This window comes from Pseudomonas sp. FG86 (assembly GCF_057808775.1).
Genome location: NZ_JBMDIS010000010.1, coordinates 1 through 20852, shown reverse-complemented (window position 1 = coordinate 20852; position 20852 = coordinate 1). Strand labels below are relative to the sequence as shown.

At 61.9% G+C, this 20852-nt stretch carries 13 protein-coding genes and 2 pseudogenes; 3 read left to right on the top strand and 12 right to left on the bottom strand.

The window, feature by feature from the left end; all coding sequences use genetic code 11:
• Positions 1-13 precede the first annotated feature (13 nt).
• Positions 14-430, top strand: coding sequence for a hypothetical protein (locus tag ACODSV_RS09335; protein ID WP_150095486.1), 417 nt, complete (start codon positions 14-16; stop codon positions 428-430).
• A 248-nt stretch (positions 431-678) separates the two neighbouring features.
• Here the strand turns inward: ACODSV_RS09335 and ACODSV_RS09330 are convergent, their stop codons facing one another.
• A complete protein-coding gene (locus ACODSV_RS09330) occupies positions 679-1572 on the bottom strand; it encodes a LysR family transcriptional regulator (RefSeq protein ID WP_024072985.1) in 894 nt (297 codons plus the stop codon).
• A 124-nt stretch (positions 1573-1696) separates the two neighbouring features.
• Between ACODSV_RS09330 and ACODSV_RS09325 the strand changes: the two genes are divergently transcribed.
• Positions 1697-2965 carry an MFS transporter gene (locus ACODSV_RS09325; RefSeq protein WP_041161085.1) on the top strand — a complete coding sequence of 423 codons (1269 nt, stop codon included), beginning with the start codon at positions 1697-1699 and terminating at the stop codon, positions 2963-2965.
• Positions 2966-2997: 32 nt separating this feature from the next.
• On the opposite strand, the pseudogene ACODSV_RS09320 reads toward ACODSV_RS09325, so the two are convergent.
• From ACODSV_RS09320 to pilM, 11 genes and pseudogenes are all read right to left on the bottom strand, one after another.
• Positions 2998-3486: pseudogene (locus ACODSV_RS09320) on the bottom strand (cytochrome b/b6 domain-containing protein); the annotation flags it as partial.
• A gap of 195 nt (positions 3487-3681) precedes the next feature.
• Entirely contained in the window at positions 3682-4749 is a 1068-nt protein-coding gene (gene hemE, locus ACODSV_RS09315; RefSeq protein ID WP_069075057.1) for a uroporphyrinogen decarboxylase, read from the bottom strand.
• 240 nt (positions 4750-4989) lie between these two features.
• On the bottom strand, positions 4990-6408 hold the full coding sequence (locus ACODSV_RS09310; RefSeq protein WP_024072968.1) for an FAD-dependent oxidoreductase: 1419 nt from the start codon (positions 6406-6408) through the stop codon (positions 4990-4992).
• Positions 6409-6440: 32 nt separating this feature from the next.
• Positions 6441-10886, bottom strand: coding sequence for a glutamate synthase large subunit (gltB, locus tag ACODSV_RS09305; protein WP_024072967.1), 4446 nt, complete (start codon positions 10884-10886; stop codon positions 6441-6443).
• 349 nt (positions 10887-11235) lie between these two features.
• Entirely contained in the window at positions 11236-12792 is a 1557-nt protein-coding gene (locus ACODSV_RS09300; protein ID WP_102625307.1) for an SPOR domain-containing protein, read from the bottom strand.
• A gap of 10 nt (positions 12793-12802) precedes the next feature.
• A complete protein-coding gene (aroB, locus tag ACODSV_RS09295; protein ID WP_024072965.1) occupies positions 12803-13903 on the bottom strand; it encodes a 3-dehydroquinate synthase in 1101 nt (366 codons plus the stop codon).
• A gap of 125 nt (positions 13904-14028) precedes the next feature.
• On the bottom strand, positions 14029-14547 hold the full coding sequence (gene aroK / locus ACODSV_RS09290) for a shikimate kinase AroK (RefSeq protein ID WP_024072964.1): 519 nt from the start codon (positions 14545-14547) through the stop codon (positions 14029-14031).
• Between the two features lie 4 nt (positions 14548-14551).
• Positions 14552-15808: pseudogene (locus ACODSV_RS09285) on the bottom strand (type IV pilus secretin PilQ); the annotation flags it as partial.
• 135 nt (positions 15809-15943) lie between these two features.
• The gene (locus tag ACODSV_RS09280; RefSeq protein ID WP_102625308.1) at positions 15944-16924 is read right to left on the bottom strand and encodes a pilus assembly protein PilP; all 981 of its coding nucleotides are present in this window, start codon (positions 16922-16924) and stop codon (positions 15944-15946) included.
• Entirely contained in the window at positions 16921-17472 is a 552-nt protein-coding gene (locus ACODSV_RS09275) for a PilN domain-containing protein (RefSeq protein WP_150054586.1), read from the bottom strand. The genes ACODSV_RS09280 and ACODSV_RS09275 overlap by 4 nt, the downstream gene beginning before the upstream one ends.
• Positions 17469-18125, bottom strand: coding sequence for a type IV pilus biogenesis protein PilM (gene pilM / locus ACODSV_RS09270; protein ID WP_150054585.1), 657 nt, complete (start codon positions 18123-18125; stop codon positions 17469-17471). The genes ACODSV_RS09275 and pilM overlap by 4 nt, the downstream gene beginning before the upstream one ends.
• Before the next feature lie 221 nt (positions 18126-18346).
• On the opposite strand from pilM, the gene ACODSV_RS09265 reads away from it, so the two are divergent.
• Entirely contained in the window at positions 18347-20809 is a 2463-nt protein-coding gene (locus ACODSV_RS09265) for a penicillin-binding protein 1A (RefSeq protein ID WP_370531104.1), read from the top strand.
• Positions 20810-20852: the final 43 nt, after the last annotated feature.

Sequence of the window (20852 nt, the reverse complement as noted above, 5' to 3'; positions counted from 1 at the left end):
TGGAGAAAACGGAATGTCTTCTTTGCTACGCGCGACCCTGATCACCCTGGCCCTGCTGACCACTGCCGGTTGCACCAGCAAACCGGTGCTCAACACCCAGCACGACCTCCCGGCGAATGCCCAGGTCAGCGAAGAAAAAATCAAGCAGGTGATCGTTGCCGCCCTGCAAAAACGCGAATGGAGCGTACAACGCTTGAGCCCGCAACTGGTACAGGCAGAGATCACCGTGCGTAACCAGTTCTATGCCGCCATCGACATCCGCTACACCCGCAACAGCTACGCCATCACCTACCGCGACAGCCGCGACTTGGGCTACAAGGACGGCAAGATCCACCGCAACTACAACCGTTGGGTGAGCATGCTGGACCGCGATATCCTGGCGGGGTTGCGGGTGTATGGCGTAAATGAAGCGAATACGACCGGACAGTAGTTAAGAGATAGAACGGGCAACAGTAACCTGTGGCGAGGGGGCTTGTTGTGGCGAGCGGGCTTGCCCCGCGTTGGGCTGCGCAGCAGCCCCAAAACCAGGCACCGCGGTGTGTCAGTTAAAAACACATCGCCTGTAATGGGGCCGCTTCGCGCCCCAACGCGGGGCAAGCCCGCGCGCCACAGTAAGCCCGCTCGCCACAGACCGGCCCGCTCGCCACGGTTGCAGTGTTCCTCCTGAACTGACTGGCATCAGGGCAAGCCGCTCGCCACCAACAACGCCACAAACGCCTTCGCCATCGGTGTTTGCGCGCCCTTGCGCTGCACCAGCCACACCGCTGTCACCGCTTCCTGATCAAGCAAGGTGCGATAGACCACGCCATCGATACGTATGCGCTGGTACGACGCCGGTAGCACCGACACCCCCAGCCCCGCCGCCACCAAGCCGATGATCGTCATCGCCTCCCCCGCCTCCTGGGCGAAGTGCGGGCTGAAACCGGCGTCGCGGGCCAGGTTGAGCAGTTGCGCATACAGACCGCTGCCGTAGGTGCGCGGGAAAAACACAAACGGTTCCTGCGCCAGTTGCGCCAGGTGCAGGCCGCGCTCGCTGCCGTCCACCAACGGGTGTCCGGCGTTGAGTACCGCGACCAGGGGCTCACGCATCAGCTCGATGACACTCAACGAATCGGGCAAAGGCAGCGGGCGCATCAAACCCACCTGGATCGACTCGTCCACCAGCGACTCCGCCACCTCGGTGCTACTCATTTCCTGCAGATTCAAGTGCACGGCCGGGAACGCCTGGCGAAAGGCAAAGATGGCCTGGGGGATGCTGGAGTTGAAGGGGGCCGACGAGGTAAAGCCGATCTTCAACTCCCCCAGCTCACCCAACTGCGCCCGTCGCGCCACATCCGCCGCCTTGTCGACCTGGGCCAGCACCAACCGCGCCTCGTGCAGGAACAGGCGCCCCGCCTCACTCAGTTCGACCCGACGATTGGTCCGCTCAAACAACCGCGCCCCCACCTCCTGCTCCAGCGCCTGGATCTGCTGGCTCAGCGGCGGCTGCGAGATGCCCAGCACCTGCGCCGCACGGCCAAAATGCAGTTCCTCGGCGACGGCGATGAAGTACCGCAGGTGACGTAATTCCATGCAAACCTCATTAGGTCGTAAAAGCTATCAAACAGGTCGAACAATATATTGGAAAGAATCATTAGGCAGCTATATGCTTTTTTGCATTGCCGGTCCTGGCACGCTCTTGCTCCCCGAGGTCCCCGTGAAATCTGCTGTCGCTCCACTCCCTCAAGAAGCCCCGCCGACCGCCCTGGATGAGGTGGTAGCCCAGCTCAACGACGCGTACATCGAAAAAGGCACGCCGATGTTCATGCGCACGGTGCTGGCGCTGTTCTCCGGTGGCTTCGCCACCTTTGCCCTGTTGTATTGCGTGCAGCCCATGATGCCGGCGCTGTCCCAGGAATTTTCCATCAACGCGGCCCAGAGCAGCCTGATCCTGTCGGTGTCCACCGCCATGTTGGCCCTGGGCCTGCTGATTACCGGGCCGATCTCCGACACCCTGGGGCGCAAGCCGGTGATGGTCGCGGCGTTGTTCTGCGCAGCCCTGGCCACCATCGCCAGCGGCTTGATGCCGACCTGGCAAGGGATCCTGTTGATGCGCGCGCTGGTGGGGCTGTCCTTGAGCGGCCTGGCCGCCGTGGCCATGACTTACCTGAGTGAAGAGATCCACCCCCAACACATCGGCCTGGCCATGGGCCTGTATATCGGCGGCAACGCGATTGGCGGCATGAGCGGGCGCCTGATCATCGGCGTGCTGATCGACTTCGTCAGCTGGCACACCGCAATGCTGATCATCGGCGGCCTGGCCCTGATCGCCGCGACCGTGTTCTGGAAGATCCTCCCCGAATCGCGCAACTTCCGCGCCAGCAGCCTCAAGCCGCGTAGCCTGGTGAACGGCTTTGTCATGCACTTCAAGGACGCGGGCCTGCCGTGGTTATTCCTTGAAGCCTTCCTGCTGATGGGTGCATTCGTGACGATGTTCAACTACATCGGCTACCGCCTGCTGGCCGACCCGTATGACCTGAGCCAGGCCGTGGTCGGCCTGCTGTCGCTGGTGTACCTGTCGGGCATCTACAGCTCGGCCAAGATCGGCTCCCTGGCCGACCGCCTCGGCCGCCGCCGTGTGCTGTGGGGCACCATCGTACTGATGCTCGCCGGCATGGCCCTGACCCTGTTCACCCCACTCTGGCTGGTGGTGCCCGGCATGCTGATCTTCACCTTCGGCTTCTTCGGCGCCCACTCGGTGGCCAGCAGCTGGATCGGGCGCCGCGCGGTGAAGGCCAAGGGGCAAGCGTCGTCGTTGTACCTGTTCTGCTACTACGTAGGGTCGAGTATCGCCGGTACGGCGGGCGGGTTCTTTTGGCACTTTGCCGGGTGGAACGGCATCGGTGCCTTCATCGTGGCGCTGTTGGTCGGCGCGCTGCTGGTGGCGTTGAAGCTGGCGAAGCTGCCGCCACTGGCCTCGGCTTGAGGGGCCGCCACCTTGAACGACATTCGCGCCAGCACCCGCTTACCCCGGCGCTCGTGCATGACTACGGCGCCGATATGCAGGACCAGCATCAGCAACAACCCTACGCAGGACAGCACATGCGTACGGGTATACAAGGCGATGCGGGCCGGATCGCTCTCAAACGGGCCGAAGGAGACCAGGTTAAAAACATTGATCGGACGATCCATCATCAGCACGCCCGTCGCCAATACCAAGGCAAGCACCAGGTACATGGCTTTGTGGACCAGCAACGCCATGTATTCCTGCGGTGTTCGCTTGATGGAAAAGTCCAGGCCGTGGGCAAAGGAACAATAAACCCGCAAGACAAACACCGGGATATAGAGGGTGGTCAACGATACATTGAAGAACGCCACCCACGCCTTGACCGACGCAGGCACGCTGAATACGGCCACAAAAAAGCCTGAGAGTAACGCCCACACAATAATGACAGCCGAAACCCAATGCAGCAGTTTCTGGCTCGTTGAATACGCTGAAGTGTTCATCCTGATATCACCTGACAATGAACGCCATGCACTGGCGAGAGGAAGAGTCGGGTAGGATTTTTACCGAGGCGAGTTACCGAAGGCTGTAGGAGAAATCCCAAGGCGCCCAAGCTACCAAGGCAGGACTTAACGAACGCTGAAGCGCAGCGAATCCCCCTTTGCCAGGCAAAGGGGGATTCGATTCAGGCGGGAGTATTACTGATGATATTGCGCAGACAGCTCGTGCACGGCTTGCAGGAACGCGCCGGCATGGTCCGGGTTCACTTCCGGGGTGATGCCATGGCCGAGGTTGAACACATGCCCGGTGCCTTTGCCGTAGCTGGCCAGGATGCGGCCGACTTCGCTGCGGATCGCTTCCGGCTTGGCGTAGAGCACGGTCGGGTCCATGTTGCCTTGCAGCGCGACCTTACCACCGACACGACGGCGGGCTTCGCCGATGTCGCAGGTCCAGTCCAGGCCCAGTGCATCGGCGCCGGCGTCGGCGATGCTTTCCAGCCACAGGCCGCCGCCCTTGGTGAACAGGATCACCGGCACTTTACGGCCTTCGTGTTCACGGATCAGGCCGCTGACGATCTTGCGCATGTAGGCCAGGGAAAACTCCTGGTACGCCGCCGCCGACAGGTTGCCACCCCAGGTATCGAAGATCTGTACCGCTTGGGCGCCGGCCATGATCTGGCCATTGAGGTAAGAAGTGACCGACTGCGCCAGCTTGTCCAGCAGCAGGTGCATGGCCTGCGGGTTGTCGTAGAGCATGGCCTTGGTCTTGCGGAAGTCTTTCGACGAGCCGCCTTCGACCATGTAGGTAGCCAGGGTCCAGGGGCTGCCGGAGAAGCCGATCAGCGGCACGCGGCCATTGAGCTCACGGCGGATGGTGCTGACGGCGTCCATCACATAGCCGAGGTCTTTGTGGGGATCGGGAATCGGCAGGGCTTCGATATCGGCCAGGGTACTGATGACTTTCTTGAAACGCGGGCCTTCGCCGGTTTCAAAGTACAGGCCTTGGCCCATGGCGTCGGGGATGGTGAGGATATCGGAGAACAGGATGGCCGCGTCCAGTTGCGGGTAGCGGTCCAGCGGCTGCATCGTGACTTCGCAGGCGAACTCCGGGTTCATGCACAGGCTCATGAAGTCACCGGCGTGGGCGCGGCTGGCGCGGTATTCCGGCAGGTAGCGACCGGCTTGACGCATCATCCACACAGGGGTCACGTCTACAGGTTGCTTGAGCAGGGCACGAAGGAAACGGTCGTTCTTGAGGGCAGTCATGTCGGCATCCGCAAAAAAAGTGCGGGCATTTTCTCAGAGCGCGACGCAAAAGGCACGGGATGAGGCGTGCCTTTTATCTATCGGGTTGATTTACGACAATCTCTTGAACCTGCGCAAATCAAATGTGGGAGGGGGCTTGCCCCGATTGCAGTGTGTCAGTCTCAGTATCTGTAACTGAACCACCGCTATCGGGGGCAAGCCCCCTCCCACATTTTTGACCGCATTTCAGCCTGAAATGGGTTAGACGTTCAGGTAGTCCAGGATCCCTTCGGCGGCGTTACGGCCTTCGAAGATCGCGGTTACCACCAGGTCAGAGCCGCGCACCATATCGCCACCGGCGAAGATTTTCGGGTTGCTGGTCTGGTGCTTGTACTGGCCTTGTTCCGGGGCGACGACGCGGCCCTGGCTGTCGGTCTGGATTTCGAACTGCTCGAACCAGGGGGCCGGGCTTGGGCGGAAGCCGAACGCAATGACCACGGCGTCGGCCGGGATGATCTCTTCGGAGCCCGGGATCGGCTCGGGGCTGCGACGGCCACGGGCGTCCGGTTCGCCGAGACGGGTCTCGACCACCTTCACGCCTTCGACACGGTCTTCACCCACGATGGCGATCGGCTGGCGGTTGTAGAGGAACTTCACGCCTTCTTCCTTGGCGTTCTTCACCTCTTTGCGCGAGCCAGGCATGTTGGCTTCGTCACGACGGTAGGCACAGGTCACCGACTTGGCGCCCTGGCGAATCGAGGTGCGGTTGCAGTCCATCGCGGTGTCACCACCACCCAGCACCACGACCTTCTTGCCCTTCATGTCGACGAAATCTTCCGGCGACTTTTCAAAGCCCAGGTTGCGGTTGACGTTGGCGATCAGGAAATCCAAGGCGTCATACACGCCCGGCAGGTCCTCACCGGCAAAGCCGCCCTTCATGTAGGTGTAGGTGCCCATGCCCATGAACACGGCATCGTATTCGGCGAGCAGTTGCTCCATGGTCACGTCTTTACCGATTTCGGTGTTCAGGCGGAACTCGATGCCCATGCCGGTGAACACTTCACGACGGTTGCTCAGTACGGTTTTTTCCAGCTTGAACTCGGGGATACCGAAGGTCAGCAGGCCGCCGATTTCCGGGTTCTTGTCGAACACCACCGGGGTCACGCCGCCACGCACCAGCACGTCGGCGCAGCCCAGGCCCGCCGGGCCCGCACCGATGATCGCCACGCGCTTGCCAGTCGGCTTGACCTTGGACATGTCCGGACGCCAGCCCATGGCGAACGCGGTGTCGGTGATGTACTTCTCCACCGAACCGATGGTCACCGCGCCGAAGCCGTCGTTAAGGGTGCAGGCACCCTCGCACAGACGGTCTTGCGGGCACACCCGGCCGCAGACTTCCGGCAAGGTGTTGGTCTGGTGCGACAGCTCGGCGGCGGCGAGGATGTTGCCCTCGGCCACCAGCTTGAGCCAGTTGGGAATGAAGTTGTGCACCGGGCACTTCCATTCGCAATACGGGTTACCGCAACCCAGGCAGCGGTGGGCCTGGTCGGCCGACTGCTGGGGTTTGAAGGGTTCGTAGATTTCCACGAACTCTTTCTTGCGTTGACGCAACAGTTTCTTCTTCGGATCTTTGCGCCCGACATCGATGAACTGGAAGTCGTTATTCAGACGTTCAGCCATGTTAAAACCTCATCAAACTCTTCAGGCGCATATCACTGCGGGTTGGCACGGATGCTGGAAAGCAACGATTTCAGGTTGGCAGCCTTGGGCTTGACCAGCCAGAAACGACGCAGGTAATCATCGAGGTTCTCGGCGAGGTTACGACCCCATTCGCTGCCGGTTTCCTCGACGTACTCGTCCAGCACGTGCTGCAAGTGGTTACGGTAGGATTCCATCGCTTCGCCGCTGATCCGCTGGATCTCGACCAACTCGTGGTTGACCCGGTCGACGAAGGTGTTGTCCTGGTCCAGCACGTAGGCGAAACCGCCGGTCATGCCCGAACCGAAGTTGTAGCCGGTCTTGCCCAGTACCGCGACAAAGCCCCCGGTCATGTACTCGCAGCAGTGATCGCCAGTGCCTTCCACCACGGTGTGGGCACCGGAGTTACGCACGGCGAAACGCTCACCGGCCGTACCGGCGGCGAACAGCTTGCCGCCCGTGGCGCCATACAAGCAGGTGTTGCCGATGATGGCACTGTCCTGGGTCTTGTAGACGCTGCCTTTGGGCGGAACGATGACCAGCTTGCCGCCGGTCATGCCCTTGCCCACGTAGTCGTTGGCGTCACCTTCCAGGTACATGTGCAGGCCACCGGCGTTCCACACGCCGAAGCTCTGGCCCGCAGTGCCCTTGAAGCGGAAGGTGATCGGCGCTTTCGCCATGCCCTGGTTGCCGTGCTTGCGCGCGATTTCGCCGGAGATGCGGGCGCCAATGGAACGGTCGCAGTTGCAGATATCCAAAGCGAATTCGCCACCGCTGGCATCGTTGATCGAGGAAGCAGCCATCTCGACCATCTTCTCGGCCAGCAGGCCCTTGTCGAACGGTGGGTTGCGGTCCACCTGGCAGAATTGAGGCTTGTCTGCCGGGATGTGATCGCTGCCCAACAGTGGCGTCAGGTCCAGGTGCTGTTGCTTGGCGGTCTGGCCTTCGAGGACGTCCAGCAGATCGGTACGACCGATCAGCTCTTCGAGGGAGCGCACGCCCAGCTTGGCCAGCCACTCACGGGTTTCTTCGGCGACGTAGGTGAAGAAATTCACCACCATGTCGACGGTGCCGATGTAGTGATCCTTGCGCAGCTTCTCGTTCTGAGTGGCGACGCCGGTGGCGCAGTTGTTCAGGTGGCAGATGCGCAGGTATTTGCAGCCCAGGGCGATCATTGGCGCGGTGCCGAAGCCGAAGCTTTCGGCGCCGAGGATCGCGGCCTTGATCACGTCGAGGCCGGTTTTCAGGCCGCCGTCGGTCTGCACGCGCACTTTGCCACGCAGGTCGTTGCCGCGCAGGGTCTGGTGGGTTTCAGCCAGGCCCAGTTCCCACGGCGCACCGGCGTACTTGATGGAGGTCAGCGGTGAAGCACCGGTGCCGCCGTCGTAGCCGGAGATGGTGATCAGGTCGGCATAGGCCTTGGCCACGCCAGCGGCGATGGTACCGACGCCCGCTTCTGCTACCAGTTTCACCGAGACCAGCGCCTGCGGGTTGACTTGTTTCAAGTCGAAAATCAGCTGCGACAAGTCTTCAATCGAGTAGATGTCGTGGTGCGGCGGCGGCGAAATCAGGGTCACGCCCGGCACTGCGTAACGCAGCTTGGCGATCAAACCGTTGACCTTGCCGCCTGGCAGCTGGCCGCCTTCGCCGGGCTTGGCGCCCTGGGCAACCTTGATCTGCAGCACTTCGGCGTTGACCAGGTATTCCGGGGTCACCCCGAAACGGCCCGTCGCCACTTGCTTGATTTTCGAGCTCTTGATGGTGCCGTAGCGCGCCGGGTCTTCACCGCCTTCACCGGAGTTGGAACGCGCACCCAGGCGGTTCATGGCTTCGGCCAGGGCTTCGTGGGCCTCAGGCGACAAGGCGCCCAGGGAGATACCGGCGGAGTCGAAGCGCTTGAGGATCGATTCCAGCGGTTCGATGTCGCTGATGGCCAGCGGCGTGTCCAGGGTCTTGACCTTGAACAGGTCGCGGATCATCGACACCGGGCGGTTATCCACCAGCGCGGTGTATTCCTTGAACTTGGCGTAATCGCCCTGCTGCACGGCGGCTTGCAGGGTGCTGACCACGTCCGGGTTGTAGGCGTGGTATTCGCCACCGTGGACGAACTTGAGCAGGCCACCTTGCTGGATCGGCTTGCGCGCGCTCCAGGCTTCGGCGGCCAGGGCTTTCTGTTCGGCTTCGATATCGACGAAACGCGCACCCTTGATGCGGCTCGGCACGCCACGGAAGCTCAGTTCGCAGACTTCTTCGGACAGGCCGATCGCTTCGAACAATTGAGCACCGCGGTACGAGGTGACGGTGGAGATGCCCATCTTCGACAGGATCTTCAACAGGCCCTTGGTGATGCCCTTGCGGTAGTTCTTGAACACCTCATAGAGGTCGCCCAGTACTTCACCGGTACGGATCAGGTCGCCCAACACTTCATAAGCAAGGAACGGGTACACCGCCGAGGCGCCGAAGCCGATCAACACCGCAAAGTGGTGCGGGTCACGGGCGGTGGCGGTTTCCACGAGGATGTTGGAGTCGCAGCGCAGGCCTTTTTCGGTCAGGCGATGGTGTACTGCACCAGTGGCCAGGGAGGCGTGGATCGGCAACTTGCCCGGCGCGATATGGCGGTCGGTCAGCACGATCTGGGTACGCCCGGCGCGCACAGCTTCTTCGGCCTGGTCGGCGACGTTGCGCACAGCGGCTTCAAGGCCGAGGCTCTCGTCGTAGTTCAGGTCGATGATCTGGCGGTCGAAGCCCGGACGCTCCAGGGTCATCAACGAGCGCCACTTGGCCGGGGAAATGACCGGCGAGCTGAGGATCACGCGGGAGGCGTGCTCAGGTGACTCCTGGAAGATGTTGCGCTCGGCACCGAGGCAGACTTCCAGGGACATCACGATGGCTTCGCGCAGCGGGTCGATCGGTGGGTTGGTCACCTGGGCGAACTGCTGGCGGAAATAGTCGTACGGCGTGCGCACACGCTGGGACAGCACGGCCATCGGCGTGTCGTCACCCATGGAGCCGACGGCTTCGTAGCCTTGCTCGCCAAGCGGGCGCAGCACCTGGTCGCGCTCTTCGAACGTGACCTGGTACATCTTCATGTACTGCTTGAGCTGGTCGATGTCGTAGAACGCCGAGCCGTGGTCGTTGTCTTCCATGGTCGCCTGGATGCGCAGGGCGTTCTTGCGCAGCCATTGCTTGTACGGGTGACGGGACTTCAGGCGGTTGTCGATCGCATCGGTGTCGAGGATCTGCCCGGTTTCGGTGTCCACGGCCAGGATCTGGCCAGGGCCGACGCGGCCTTTGGCGATCACGTCTTGCGGCTGGTAGTTCCACACGCCGATTTCCGACGCCAGGGTGATGAAACCGTTGGTAGTGGTCACCCAACGCGCCGGGCGCAGGCCGTTACGGTCGAGCAGGCACACCGCGTAGCGGCCGTCGGTCATCACCACGCCGGCCGGGCCGTCCCAGGGTTCCATGTGCATCGAGTTGTACTCATAGAACGCCCGCAGATCGGGGTCCATGGTCTCGACGTTCTGCCACGCTGGCGGAATGATCATACGCACGCCACGGAACAGGTCGATGCCGCCGGTGACCATCAGCTCGAGCATGTTGTCCATGCTGGAGGAGTCGGAACCGACGCGGTTGACCAGCGGGCCGAGCTCTTCGAGGTCCATCAAATCGTTGGCGAACTTGGTGCGACGGGCCACGGCCCAGTTACGGTTGCCAGTGATGGTGTTGATCTCGCCGTTGTGGGCGAGGAAGCGGAATGGCTGGGCCAGCGGCCATTTCGGCAGGGTGTTGGTGGAGAAGCGCTGGTGGAACACGCAGATTGCGGTTTGCAGGCGCTCATCGCTCAGGTCTGGATAGAAGGCGGTGAGGTCCGCCGGCATCATCAGGCCTTTATAAATGATGGTCTTGTGGGAAAAGCTGCAGATGTAGTGATCGGTGTCGGCAGCGTTGGCCACGGACGAACGACGACGGGACGTGAACAGCTTGATCGCCATGTCCTGGTCGCTCAGGCCATCGCCCGCGATAAACACTTGTTCGATCTGCGGCAGGCGCTCCAAGGCCAGGCGGCCGAGCACGCTGGTGTCGATCGGCACTTTGCGCCAGCCGACGAGTTGCAGGCCGGCAGCCAGGATTTCGCGGTTCATGTTCTCGCGAGCGGCTTCGGCTTTGACCGGGTCCTGGTTGAAAAACACCATGCCCACGGCGTACTGCTTGGGCAGGTCGACAGCGAAATGCTGTTTGGCGACGGCGCGCAGGAACAGGTCGGGCTTTTGAATCAGCAAGCCACAACCGTCACCGGTCTTGCCGTCGGCGTTGATCCCACCGCGGTGGGTCATGCAGGTCAGGGCCTCGATGGCCGTTTGCAAAAGGGTATGACTGGGCTCGCCCTGCATATGGGCAATCAGGCCGAAACCGCAGTTATCCTTGAATTCATCGGGTTGGTACAGACCTGCTTTCATAGACACTTTCTCACCAGGCTGCCTCTTATATCGAGGCAAATTTCTTTTCAATTCAACCGGTTACCTTCCACGCCGAACGTACGCCGGCTTTGCGGGGGCAAAAGGGAGGTCATTGTACACACCGACACAGACGCCCACAAATTTAGCGACGAAATGTCGCAAATCTATGTCGCATTTATGAAAGGTTTAAAGCGATATGCTGTGCTAGTCAAAACTTTTTTAATTCTGACCGCTACGACTCAAAAGCTACTGTGACGCAGACACCACAAAGCGCGCGGCCTTCAGGGCTGCACGCTTTGTTGTTTTTTTGAGGTGCCGAGAGGGCGGCCTGGGTAAGGCCGCCGGATCTTCAGCGAGTTGTTGCCAGTTCTTGTTGAACGCTGGCGACAGTGCGAGGCCAAGGTTTACCAGCCTGAACCTTCGCTGGCAAGGCCTTGATAGCGGATTCAGCTGCTGCGCGGCTGGAGAAGTTGCCGTAAGTGATCACGTAGAGAGGCTTGCCGTTGAGCACTTTCTTGAAATAACGGTACTCGCCGCCCTGCTCTTTCACGAACGCCTGGGCGTTGGCTTCGGAACTGGTGCCGAGAATCTGCACCACGAAGTTACCGGTAGGCTGGCTGCTGTACCAGCTGCTGCCGGCGGCACCGGCCTTGGCAACGGTCACGGGTTTTTCAGCAGGCTTGGCGGCCGGCGCCGGGGCTGGCTTGGCGACCGGTGCAGCTGCGACGGGCTTGGTGACAGGCGCAGGCTTGGCGGTCGCGACCGTCGGCGCTGGTGTCGGTTTTGCCGCCGGCTGACCGGCTGGCACGCCCGCAGGTGGCGCGGTGGTGGTCACGGTCGGCGGCGTGGCGCTGGAGCCTTCTACCGGCACGCCGTCGTCGCCTTCGGAGATGCCACCGGCTTCTTCGGCAAGCGGGCCGCGCATGACCGGCTGGCCCACCATCGGCAGGCTGGTCGGTTGACCGGAGTTGGCGAATTCTACGTTTGGCGTGGGCTTGCCCAGTGGCAACTGCGCCTGTTCGGTTGGCGCGCCGGCGGTCGTCGGTGCCTTGCTGCGGCCCGGGATCAACCAGGCGGCGGCAACGGCGACCACGACCACGGCGGAAATGGCCAATACGTGCTTCTTAGGCATAGTGAACCCCATCTTTGGACGCTTGACCGCAGAGCGGCTGGCAATCATGGCTTCGATCATTGCATCGCGGGCGACCTGATTGATGGTGCCAGGCCAGCCGTCGGAGCTTTCGTGAATATCAGAGATCTGTTGAGCGGAGAAAAGTTCGATGCCTTGCCCGGCGCCTTCGAGGCGTTGGGCCAGATATTCACGGGTTTCTTCCTCTTCGTAAGGCTGCAACTCAATGACGTGGAACAGCTCCTGTTCGCCACTGATCTGCTCCAGATCGGCGATCAGCGACGACTCACCGAACAGGAACACATGCGGGCGACCTTCAGGCGTACCGGCGGCGAGCGCCAACAGCGCTTCCAGGGCGGATTCGTCAAGCTGCTCGGCGTCATCCACCAGCAGGTAGACCTCCTGGCCGGTCAGGCCCAGTTGCACCACCTGCTTGAGAATCGCGTTCGGCTCGGCAGTGGGCACATCAAGAGCCTGGGCCACCTGGCGCAGTACACCCGCCGCATCACCGGCACCGCGAGCCGATACTACGACGCTCTGTACCGATTGCTTGTTGGTACTGGCGACCAGCGCCTGGCGCAACAGGGTCTTGCCACTGCCCAGCGGGCCGGTGACCACCAGCAGCAACTGGCTGTAGCGCGCGAGATGGTGCAACTGGCCGAGCACCGGCTTGCGCTGGGCCGGGAAAAATTTGAAACCAGGCACCCGTGGAGCAAAAGGGTCGTGGCTTAACTGGTAATGGCCGAGGAACGCCTCGTCGGCATGCAAACTAGTCATCGGGATCTTATTAACCTTTAAGCTGGGCCAGGGCGCGGTAATCCGCTCCCAGCGTGGCCTGTAAAATCTCTTTCGGATAATCGTCGGTCACTACCGCTTCACCCATGTGGCGCAGCAGCACCAGTCGCAGTCGACCGTCGATCACTTTCTTGTCTATCGCCATATGTTCGAGGAAGTCTGCCTCGGTCATCTCGGTAGGCGGGATAACCGGCAAGCCGGCGCGCTGGAACAGGCGGATACCGCGATCACGCTCCTGGGCGCTGATCCAGCCCAGGCGTTGCGACATCTCCAATGCCATCACTGTGCCAGCCGCTACGGCCTCTCCATGCAACCACACACCATAGCCCATGTGGGTTTCGATCGCATGGCCGAAGGTGTGCCCGAGGTTCAAGGTGGCCCGTACGCCGGACTCCCGTTCGTCGGCGTTCACCACCAGCGCCTTGGCGGCGCAGGAGCGGGAAATCGCTTCGGTCAGCGCCACCTGGTCGAGGGCGCGCAGGGCGTCGACGTGTTCTTCCAGCCAGGTCAGGAACGGTTCGTCGCAGATCAGCCCGTACTTGATGACTTCGGCCAGCCCCGCCGACAGCTCGCGCGGTGGCAATGTGTTGAGGGTCGCGGTGTCGATCAGCACGGCTTGAGGCTGATAAAACGCACCCACCATGTTCTTGCCCAGCGGGTGGTTGATGCCAGTCTTGCCGCCCACCGACGAATCAACCTGGGACAACAGGGTGGTGGGCACCTGGATAAAGTCCACGCCACGCTGGTAACAGGCGGCCGCAAAGCCGGCCATGTCACCGATCACGCCGCCGCCAAGGGCGACCACGGTGGTGCGGCGGTCATGGCGTGCGGTGAGCAGACCATCGAAGATCAGTTGCAGGGTTTCCCAGTTCTTGTGGGCTTCGCCGTCGGGCAATACCACGGAGATCACCGAATAAGCCGCCAGGCTGCGGCTCAGACGCTCAAGATACAGCGGCGCGACCGTTTCGTTGGAGATGATCGCCACTTGCCGCCCGGCAATGTGCGGTGCGAGCAACTCGGGCTGGTCCAGCAGACCTTCGCCAATATGGATCGGGTAGCTGCGCTCGCCTAGATCGACCTTAAGTGTCTGCATGTGTCCCCGCGTTGAAGATGTTTTGACGACCGGTAACGTCGAAATCCGACGCCACCTGATGGCTCTACGCCACACCCCGCAGGGTGATAACGCGCCGCCGAGAATAACGCATTTCGGGCCTGGCTTTAACGGGGTGGCAACCGTTGCAGGCGCTCAAGAATGTCGAGGACCACCATACGAGGCGGCCGCTCATCGGTTTCCACCACCAGATCGGCGATTTCCCGATACAACGGATCGCGCAGCGCCAGCAGATCCCGCAAGGTTTTCGCCGGGTCGGCGGTGCGCAGCAATGGGCGATTGCGATCGCGAGCAGTGCGGCCCACCTGCTGCTCGACCGACGCATGCAGATAGACCACCCGACCACCGGCATGCAGGGCCCGGCGATTTTCCTCGCGCATCACCGCGCCACCGCCGGTCGCCAATACCACGCCATCGCAGCCGCACAGCTCGGCAATCATCGCCTGCTCGCGGTCGCGAAAGCCCAGCTCGCCTTCCTTATCGAAGATCCATGGGATATTGGCGCCCGTGCGCAATTCAATTTCCTTGTCGGAATCTTTGAATGGCAGGCGCAGCTCTTTGGCCAGCAAACGGCCGATGGTGCTTTTGCCAGCGCCCATCGGTCCTACAAGAATCAAATTTCGCACAGAATCAACGACTCACAGCAATCGCCTGGTTATTCATAATACGCGGAGTCAGGAATACCAGCAGCTCGGATTTTTTCTCCGCCAGCACATCGCGCCGGAAAAGGCGGCCAAGATACGGCACATCGCCGAAAAATGGCACTTTATCTACCACTTTGCTTTGGGTATTCGAGAAAACCCCGCCGATGACGATGGTCTCGCCATCCTTGACCAGCACCTTCGCGTTCACCTCGTTTTTCTTGATCGGCGGTACGTCGTTGAGCTTGTTCAGGTAGTCGGGCTCGTCCTTGGTGACCTTGACCTCCATGATCACGCGGTCGTCAGGCGTGATTTGCGGGGTGACCTCCAGTGACAGCGAGGCCTCCTTGAAGGACACCGAGGTGGCGCCACTGGAGCTGGATTCCTGGTAGGGGATCTCGGTGCCCTTGAGGATGCGCGCGGTTTCCTTGTCGGACGTCACTACCTTGGGTTGCGAGACGATTTCGCCATTGCCGGTCTTCTCCATGGCCGTCAGTTCCAAGTCCAGCAGCAGGTTATCGGTGATAAACGCGACGCCCAGCCCTGAGGTGCCCGTAACCGCGCCCAGGTCGACAAAGGGCGAACTGGGCGGGTTATCCGGCAGTTCCTCGCCGCTCGCCAAGGGTTTGCTGATACCCCCTGCGCCCCACTTGCCGTGACTCAATCGACCGCCCCAACGCGCGCCCAGGCTTTTGTCATAGTCAACGTTGGCCTCAACAATCCGCGCCTCGATCATCACCTGGCGCACCGGGATGTCCAACTGCGCCACGATCCGCCGCAGCTCCTCCAAGCGCTCGCCGGTCTGGTAGGCGATGATGTTATTGGTGCGATCATCCACCGCCACCGAACCGCGCTCATCGGTCGCGCCCTCGTGCCCCGTCACCGACTGGAACAGCTTGGCCAGGTCCGCTGCCTTGGCGTAGTTGACCTGTAACAGTTCGCGGCGCAGTGGCGCGAGTTCGGCCATCTGCCGCCGCGACTCCAGGGTCAGCAGTTCGCGGGCGGCCAGCTCGTCGGCAGGCGCCACCAGCAAGACACCGGCCTTGATGCGCTTGTCCAAGCCCTTGCTTTGCAACACCAGGTCCAGGGCTTGATCCCAGGGCACGTCCCTGAGCCGCAGGGTGATCGCGCCCTGCACTTCGTCGCTGGCCACCAGATTGAGGCCCGCCACATCGGCGATATGTTGCAGCACCGCGCGTAGCTCGATGTTCTGGAAATTGAGGCTCAGCTTGTCGCCGGAGTAGCTCGGCGACGCGCTTTCAGGTGGCGGCAGCTGGATCAGGTCCACACGATTGGGCACAGCGAAAACCATCGGTGCCGTGAACGCTATCCATAGCGCCACACCGAAGGACGAGAAAGTCCTTTTCATTGTTTGATTCCGTTATGAGTTGACGTTGAGTACGAGGGTTCGCGGGCGCTCCAGCCAGGCACCCTGTTCATTCGGGAAAAGCTCGACCAGTTCGACATGACCATCATGAATGGCGGTCACCCGACCATGGTCGGGCCCCAGGTAGTCACCCACTGCGAGCCGATGCACCGCGGAGGCCGCCCGCAGCAGGGCAAAGCGCTGCACACCACGGGACAGCGTGCCGACCATTTCGAACTGGTCGATAGCGATAGCTTCGAGCGCGCCTCGTGGCCGCGCGAAGTCGGGGGCCTGGGTTGGCCGGCCTGGCGTGTGATGTACCTGCAACGCGGGCGGCTGGAAGGGATCGCGCAAGGACGAAGCGTCGTAGACAAAGTGCGGCCGCGGCTCGACGCCCTGGCCGAGCTCTACCGACCGGACACCTGGCGACGTACGCCGATAGGTCCTGGCCTGCAGGTCGAGGCGCAGCAGTGGCCCATCAGATCGCAGCGCCAGATCGTGTACCGTGACGATTCGCGACAACCCGGCCAGAGCGCTCAGGAATGTCGCCAGGTCGTGATACCCCCCGGTGACAGCCATTTGCACGGGCTGCTCGATATACAAGGCGTGCGCCTGCTCATCCAACAGGACGATGCCCTCGACTGCCAAGCCATTGGCGACGCCCAACCGGGCTATGTCTTCAAGCAGCCTTGGCACTTCAGCCTCTTGGGACAACGCCTGCAAAAGCCCGGCGAAGCGCTGTTGCATCGCCTGGAACTGTTGGGTTTGCTGTTCAAGCGCGGCGACCAGCCCAACCTTCTCGGCGAGCTGCTGCCGCAAGCCTCCTTCCTGCACCTCGAGTACCTTCAACCGGTCCCGCGACGGACTCAGGCATGCAGCCTCGCCCACTACCAGCACCAGGCCGGCGAGCGCGCAGCCGAGCAGGACCTTGCCAGGCAAGGGCCATTTCGCAGCGTGGTGAGAGAGTGCAAAAAAGTCGAGCCTGGGCAGGCTCATGGCTGGGCCTCGGTGGACGCTCCCTGGCGTACCATCAATTGAAACCCGTTGCTGCCCCGCTCGCCTTCCGACCGCACCTGTTGCAGACGCGTCGCGTGGGCGCCTTCGGAGGCGTCCAGGCGGCGCATCAACTGGGCGATATCCTGGCTCGAATCAGCGCTGCCGCTGATGCTCACCGTATTGCCCTTTGCCACGACCTCATGCAGATGTACGCCATCAGGCACCGCACGGGCCAGTTGATCCAACAACCGCGCGCTGCCGGAACGGGCGTCATGCAGGTCCTGCACGACTTTCATGCGCTCCGCCAGTTGCTGGCTTTGCACCTGCAGGTCGTCGATGGTCTTGATGCGCGCGTCCTGGACAGTGATTTCCTTGCCCAGGTGATTGTTACGCGTCACCTGCCGGTCGATCGCCTGGTCGATAACCTGGTCCGCCAGCCATACCGCCGCCAGAGCCACGCAGGCAAACGCCAGCAACAGCATCAGGAGATACTTGCGCCGCCGCTCCGCCAGTGCCTGGCGCCAGGGCAAAAGATTGATTCGTGTCATCCAGCGAAACTCCTCAGGGCCAACCCGCAGGCTACTCCCATCCCTTGGGCATCCACGGCCCACTGTGCGCCATCGACTCGACGGCCCGGCGTGAAGCTGGCGAAATCCTGACTGCTTGCGCGCGCCAATGCAAACCCTTCCACATCGACCACTCGCGGCACCAACCCGGCCAAGGCCAGAACCGCCTCACGCGCCTCGACCTGCTCCTTGAGGCATGCCGCCAGCAACACCTCGACCCGCTTCGGGTCCGCGGCCGATGGACCGCGCACCTGAAAGTCCAGGGCCATCTCCTCCAATGGGTAGGGAATGTATTGGTCTGCCTCCACCAGGATCATGCTGGCCATTTCATCGTCACTGAGCCCTGCCTCCATTTCGATCACCCGCGTGATCACCGAGGACCCAGACACGGCAATCGCCGCCTGCCGGGACGACGTATGCAGCCGGGACAACGCCTGCTGCAGCGCCAGCCCGATGCCCTCAAGGTCGAGCAACGTGCCATCGACCACCGCGCGGGCCGGCAGGGCCTGCGTGGCATAGCCTTGAACGGTGTAGCCGCTGGCTGAACGCCCCAGCTCGACCAGTTTGATCCCCGCTTCATTGATATCGACCCCCAGGACGGTGTCGACTTTTCGCCTGAAAAATCCCTTTACCATAAAACTCCTCATTGCTTTCCCTGTCATACCGCCTGATTGTGGCCGGGCACCCTGCATTCGGTCGGCTTGTTTAAGAGGCGCGAATGACGCCCCAAGGCGAAAAATGCTTTAATGCCCAGCGTTTTTTCCCGCTTTTTATCTGCAGGTCGGGTCGATCCATCGTTTCCCATGCATACCCCGGCGCCTAACTCATTCTTTTCTCTGGAAATCCAAAAGCCTTGATTCGTCTGCTGAAGTTTTTCGGGTACTCCATCATCGCGATCGTCTGCGGGCTGCTGCTCGTACTCAGCGGGGCCTACCTCTACCTTAGTCCGGGTTTGCCCTCTGTAGAGGCCCTGAGAAGCATCCAGTTGCAGATTCCTTTGCGGGTCTACAGCAGCGATGAAAAACTGATCGCGGAGTTCGGCGAAATGCGCCGTACCCCGATCCGTTTCGCCGACATCCCGCCCAATTTCATCAGCGCATTGCTGTCGGCTGAAGACGATAATTTCGCCAACCACTACGGTGTCGACCCCAGCAGCCTGGTACGGGCCGCCACGCAGTTGGTCAAAAGCGGACACATTCAATCCGGCGGCAGCACCATCACCATGCAGGTGGCGAAGAACTTCTTCCTCACCAGCGAACGCAGTTTTTCGCGTAAAGCCACCGAGATTCTCCTGGCCTTGCAGATCGAACGTCAGCTGACCAAGGACGAAATCCTCGAGCTGTACGTCAACAAGATCTACCTGGGCAACCGCGCCTACGGCATCGAAGCCGCATCCCAGGTGTACTACGGCAAGTCGATTCGTGACGCCAGCCTGGCGCAGATGGCGATGATTGCCGGCCTGCCCAAGGCGCCATCGCGTTTTAACCCCCTGGCCAATCCGGCGCGCAGTAAAGAACGCCGCGACTGGATCCTGGGCCGCATGTACAAGCTGGGCAAGATCGACCAGGCCGCCTATGAAAGTGCGGTTGCCGAGCCGCTGAACGCCAGCTACCACGTGCCGACGCCGGAAGTGAACGCCCCGTATATCGCCGAGATGGCGCGGGCCGAGATGGTCGGCCGCTATGGCAGCGATGCCTATACCGAAGGTTTCCGCGTCACGACCACGGTGTCGAGCGACTTGCAGGAAATTGCGAATACCTCGTTGCATTCCGGCCTGATCACCTACGATCAGCGCCACGGCTATCGCGGCCCTGAGTCGCGCCTGCCGGGCAAGACCCTGAGCGCCTGGACCGCCGAGCTGGGCAAGCAGCGCGCGATCAGCGGCCTGGAGCCGGCCATCGTCATCCAGGTGCAAAAGGATGGCCTGCAGGTACTGACCCGTACCGGCGAAGCCCATGTCGCGTGGGACAGCATGAAATGGGCACGCCCATTCCTGAATACCAACAGCATGGGCCCAATGCCCAAGCAGCCGTCAGACGTGGCGCAGGTGGGTGACCTGATCCGCGTGCAACGCCAGAAAGACGACAGCCTCAAATTCAGCCAGCTCCCCGTGGCCCAGGGCGCCCTGGTGTCCCTCGACCCACAGAACGGCGCAATCCGCTCCCTGGTCGGCGGCTTTGCCTTCGAGCAGAGCAACTACAACCGCGCGACCCAGGCCAAGCGCCAACCGGGTTCGAGCTTCAAGCCGTTCATCTACAGCGCCGCACTGGATAACGGCTACACCGCCGCCAGCCTGGTCAACGACGCGCCGATCGTGTTTGTCGATGAGTACCTGGACAAGGTCTGGCGCCCCAAGAACGACACCAACACGTTCCTCGGCCCGATTCGTATCCGCGAGGCGCTGTATAAGTCGCGCAACCTGGTGTCGATCCGCCTGCTGCAGGCGATGGGCGTAGGCAAGACCATCGACTACATCACCCGCTTTGGTTTCGCCAAGTCGGACCTGCCACCCAACTTGTCCCTGGCCCTGGGTACCGCGACCCTCACGCCGATGGAAATCGCCACCGGCTGGAGCACCTTCGCCAACGGCGGCTACAAGATCACGCCCTACCTGATCGACAAGATCGAAAGCCGCAATGGCGATACCCTGTTCACCGCCAACCCGCCACGCGTGCCGGGTGACGTGGTCAACGGCGTGGCAGCCAGCGATGGCATTGCGGCGCCGAGCCACGGTGGTATCACCATCGAGCCGACCCCAGGCACCGCCCCCGTAGCACCGGGCGCCGCCGCCACCGACCCACAGGTACCCGCCGTGGCCGAGCGCGTGGTCGACGGTCGCACCACTTATATCCTCAACAGCATCCTCGAAGACGTGATCAAGAAGGGTACCGGCCGCCGCGCCCTGGCCCTGGGCCGCGCGGATATCGCAGGCAAGACCGGTACGACCAACGAATCCAAGGATGCCTGGTTCTCCGGCTACAACGGCGACTACGTGACCACCGTCTGGACGGGCTTCGACCAACCGGAAAGCCTTGGCCGCCGCGAGTTCGGTGGCACCGTCGCATTGCCGATCTGGATGAGCTACATGGGCGCGGCATTGAAGGACAAACCGCTGCATACCCAACCGGAACCTGAAGGCATCCTGAGCCTGCGGATCGACCCGGTGAGTGGCCGTGCGGCATCGCCGAGCACCCCGAATGCGTACTTCGAGCTGTTCAAGAGCGAAGACACCCCGCCCTCGGTCAACGAGCTGGGCAATGGCGTTGCACCGGGCAGCCCGCTGCCAGCGGATGAGGCGGCGCCGATCGATTTGTTCTGACCTGGGCCTCAAGCCTACGCAGAACCCAATGTGGGAGGGGGCT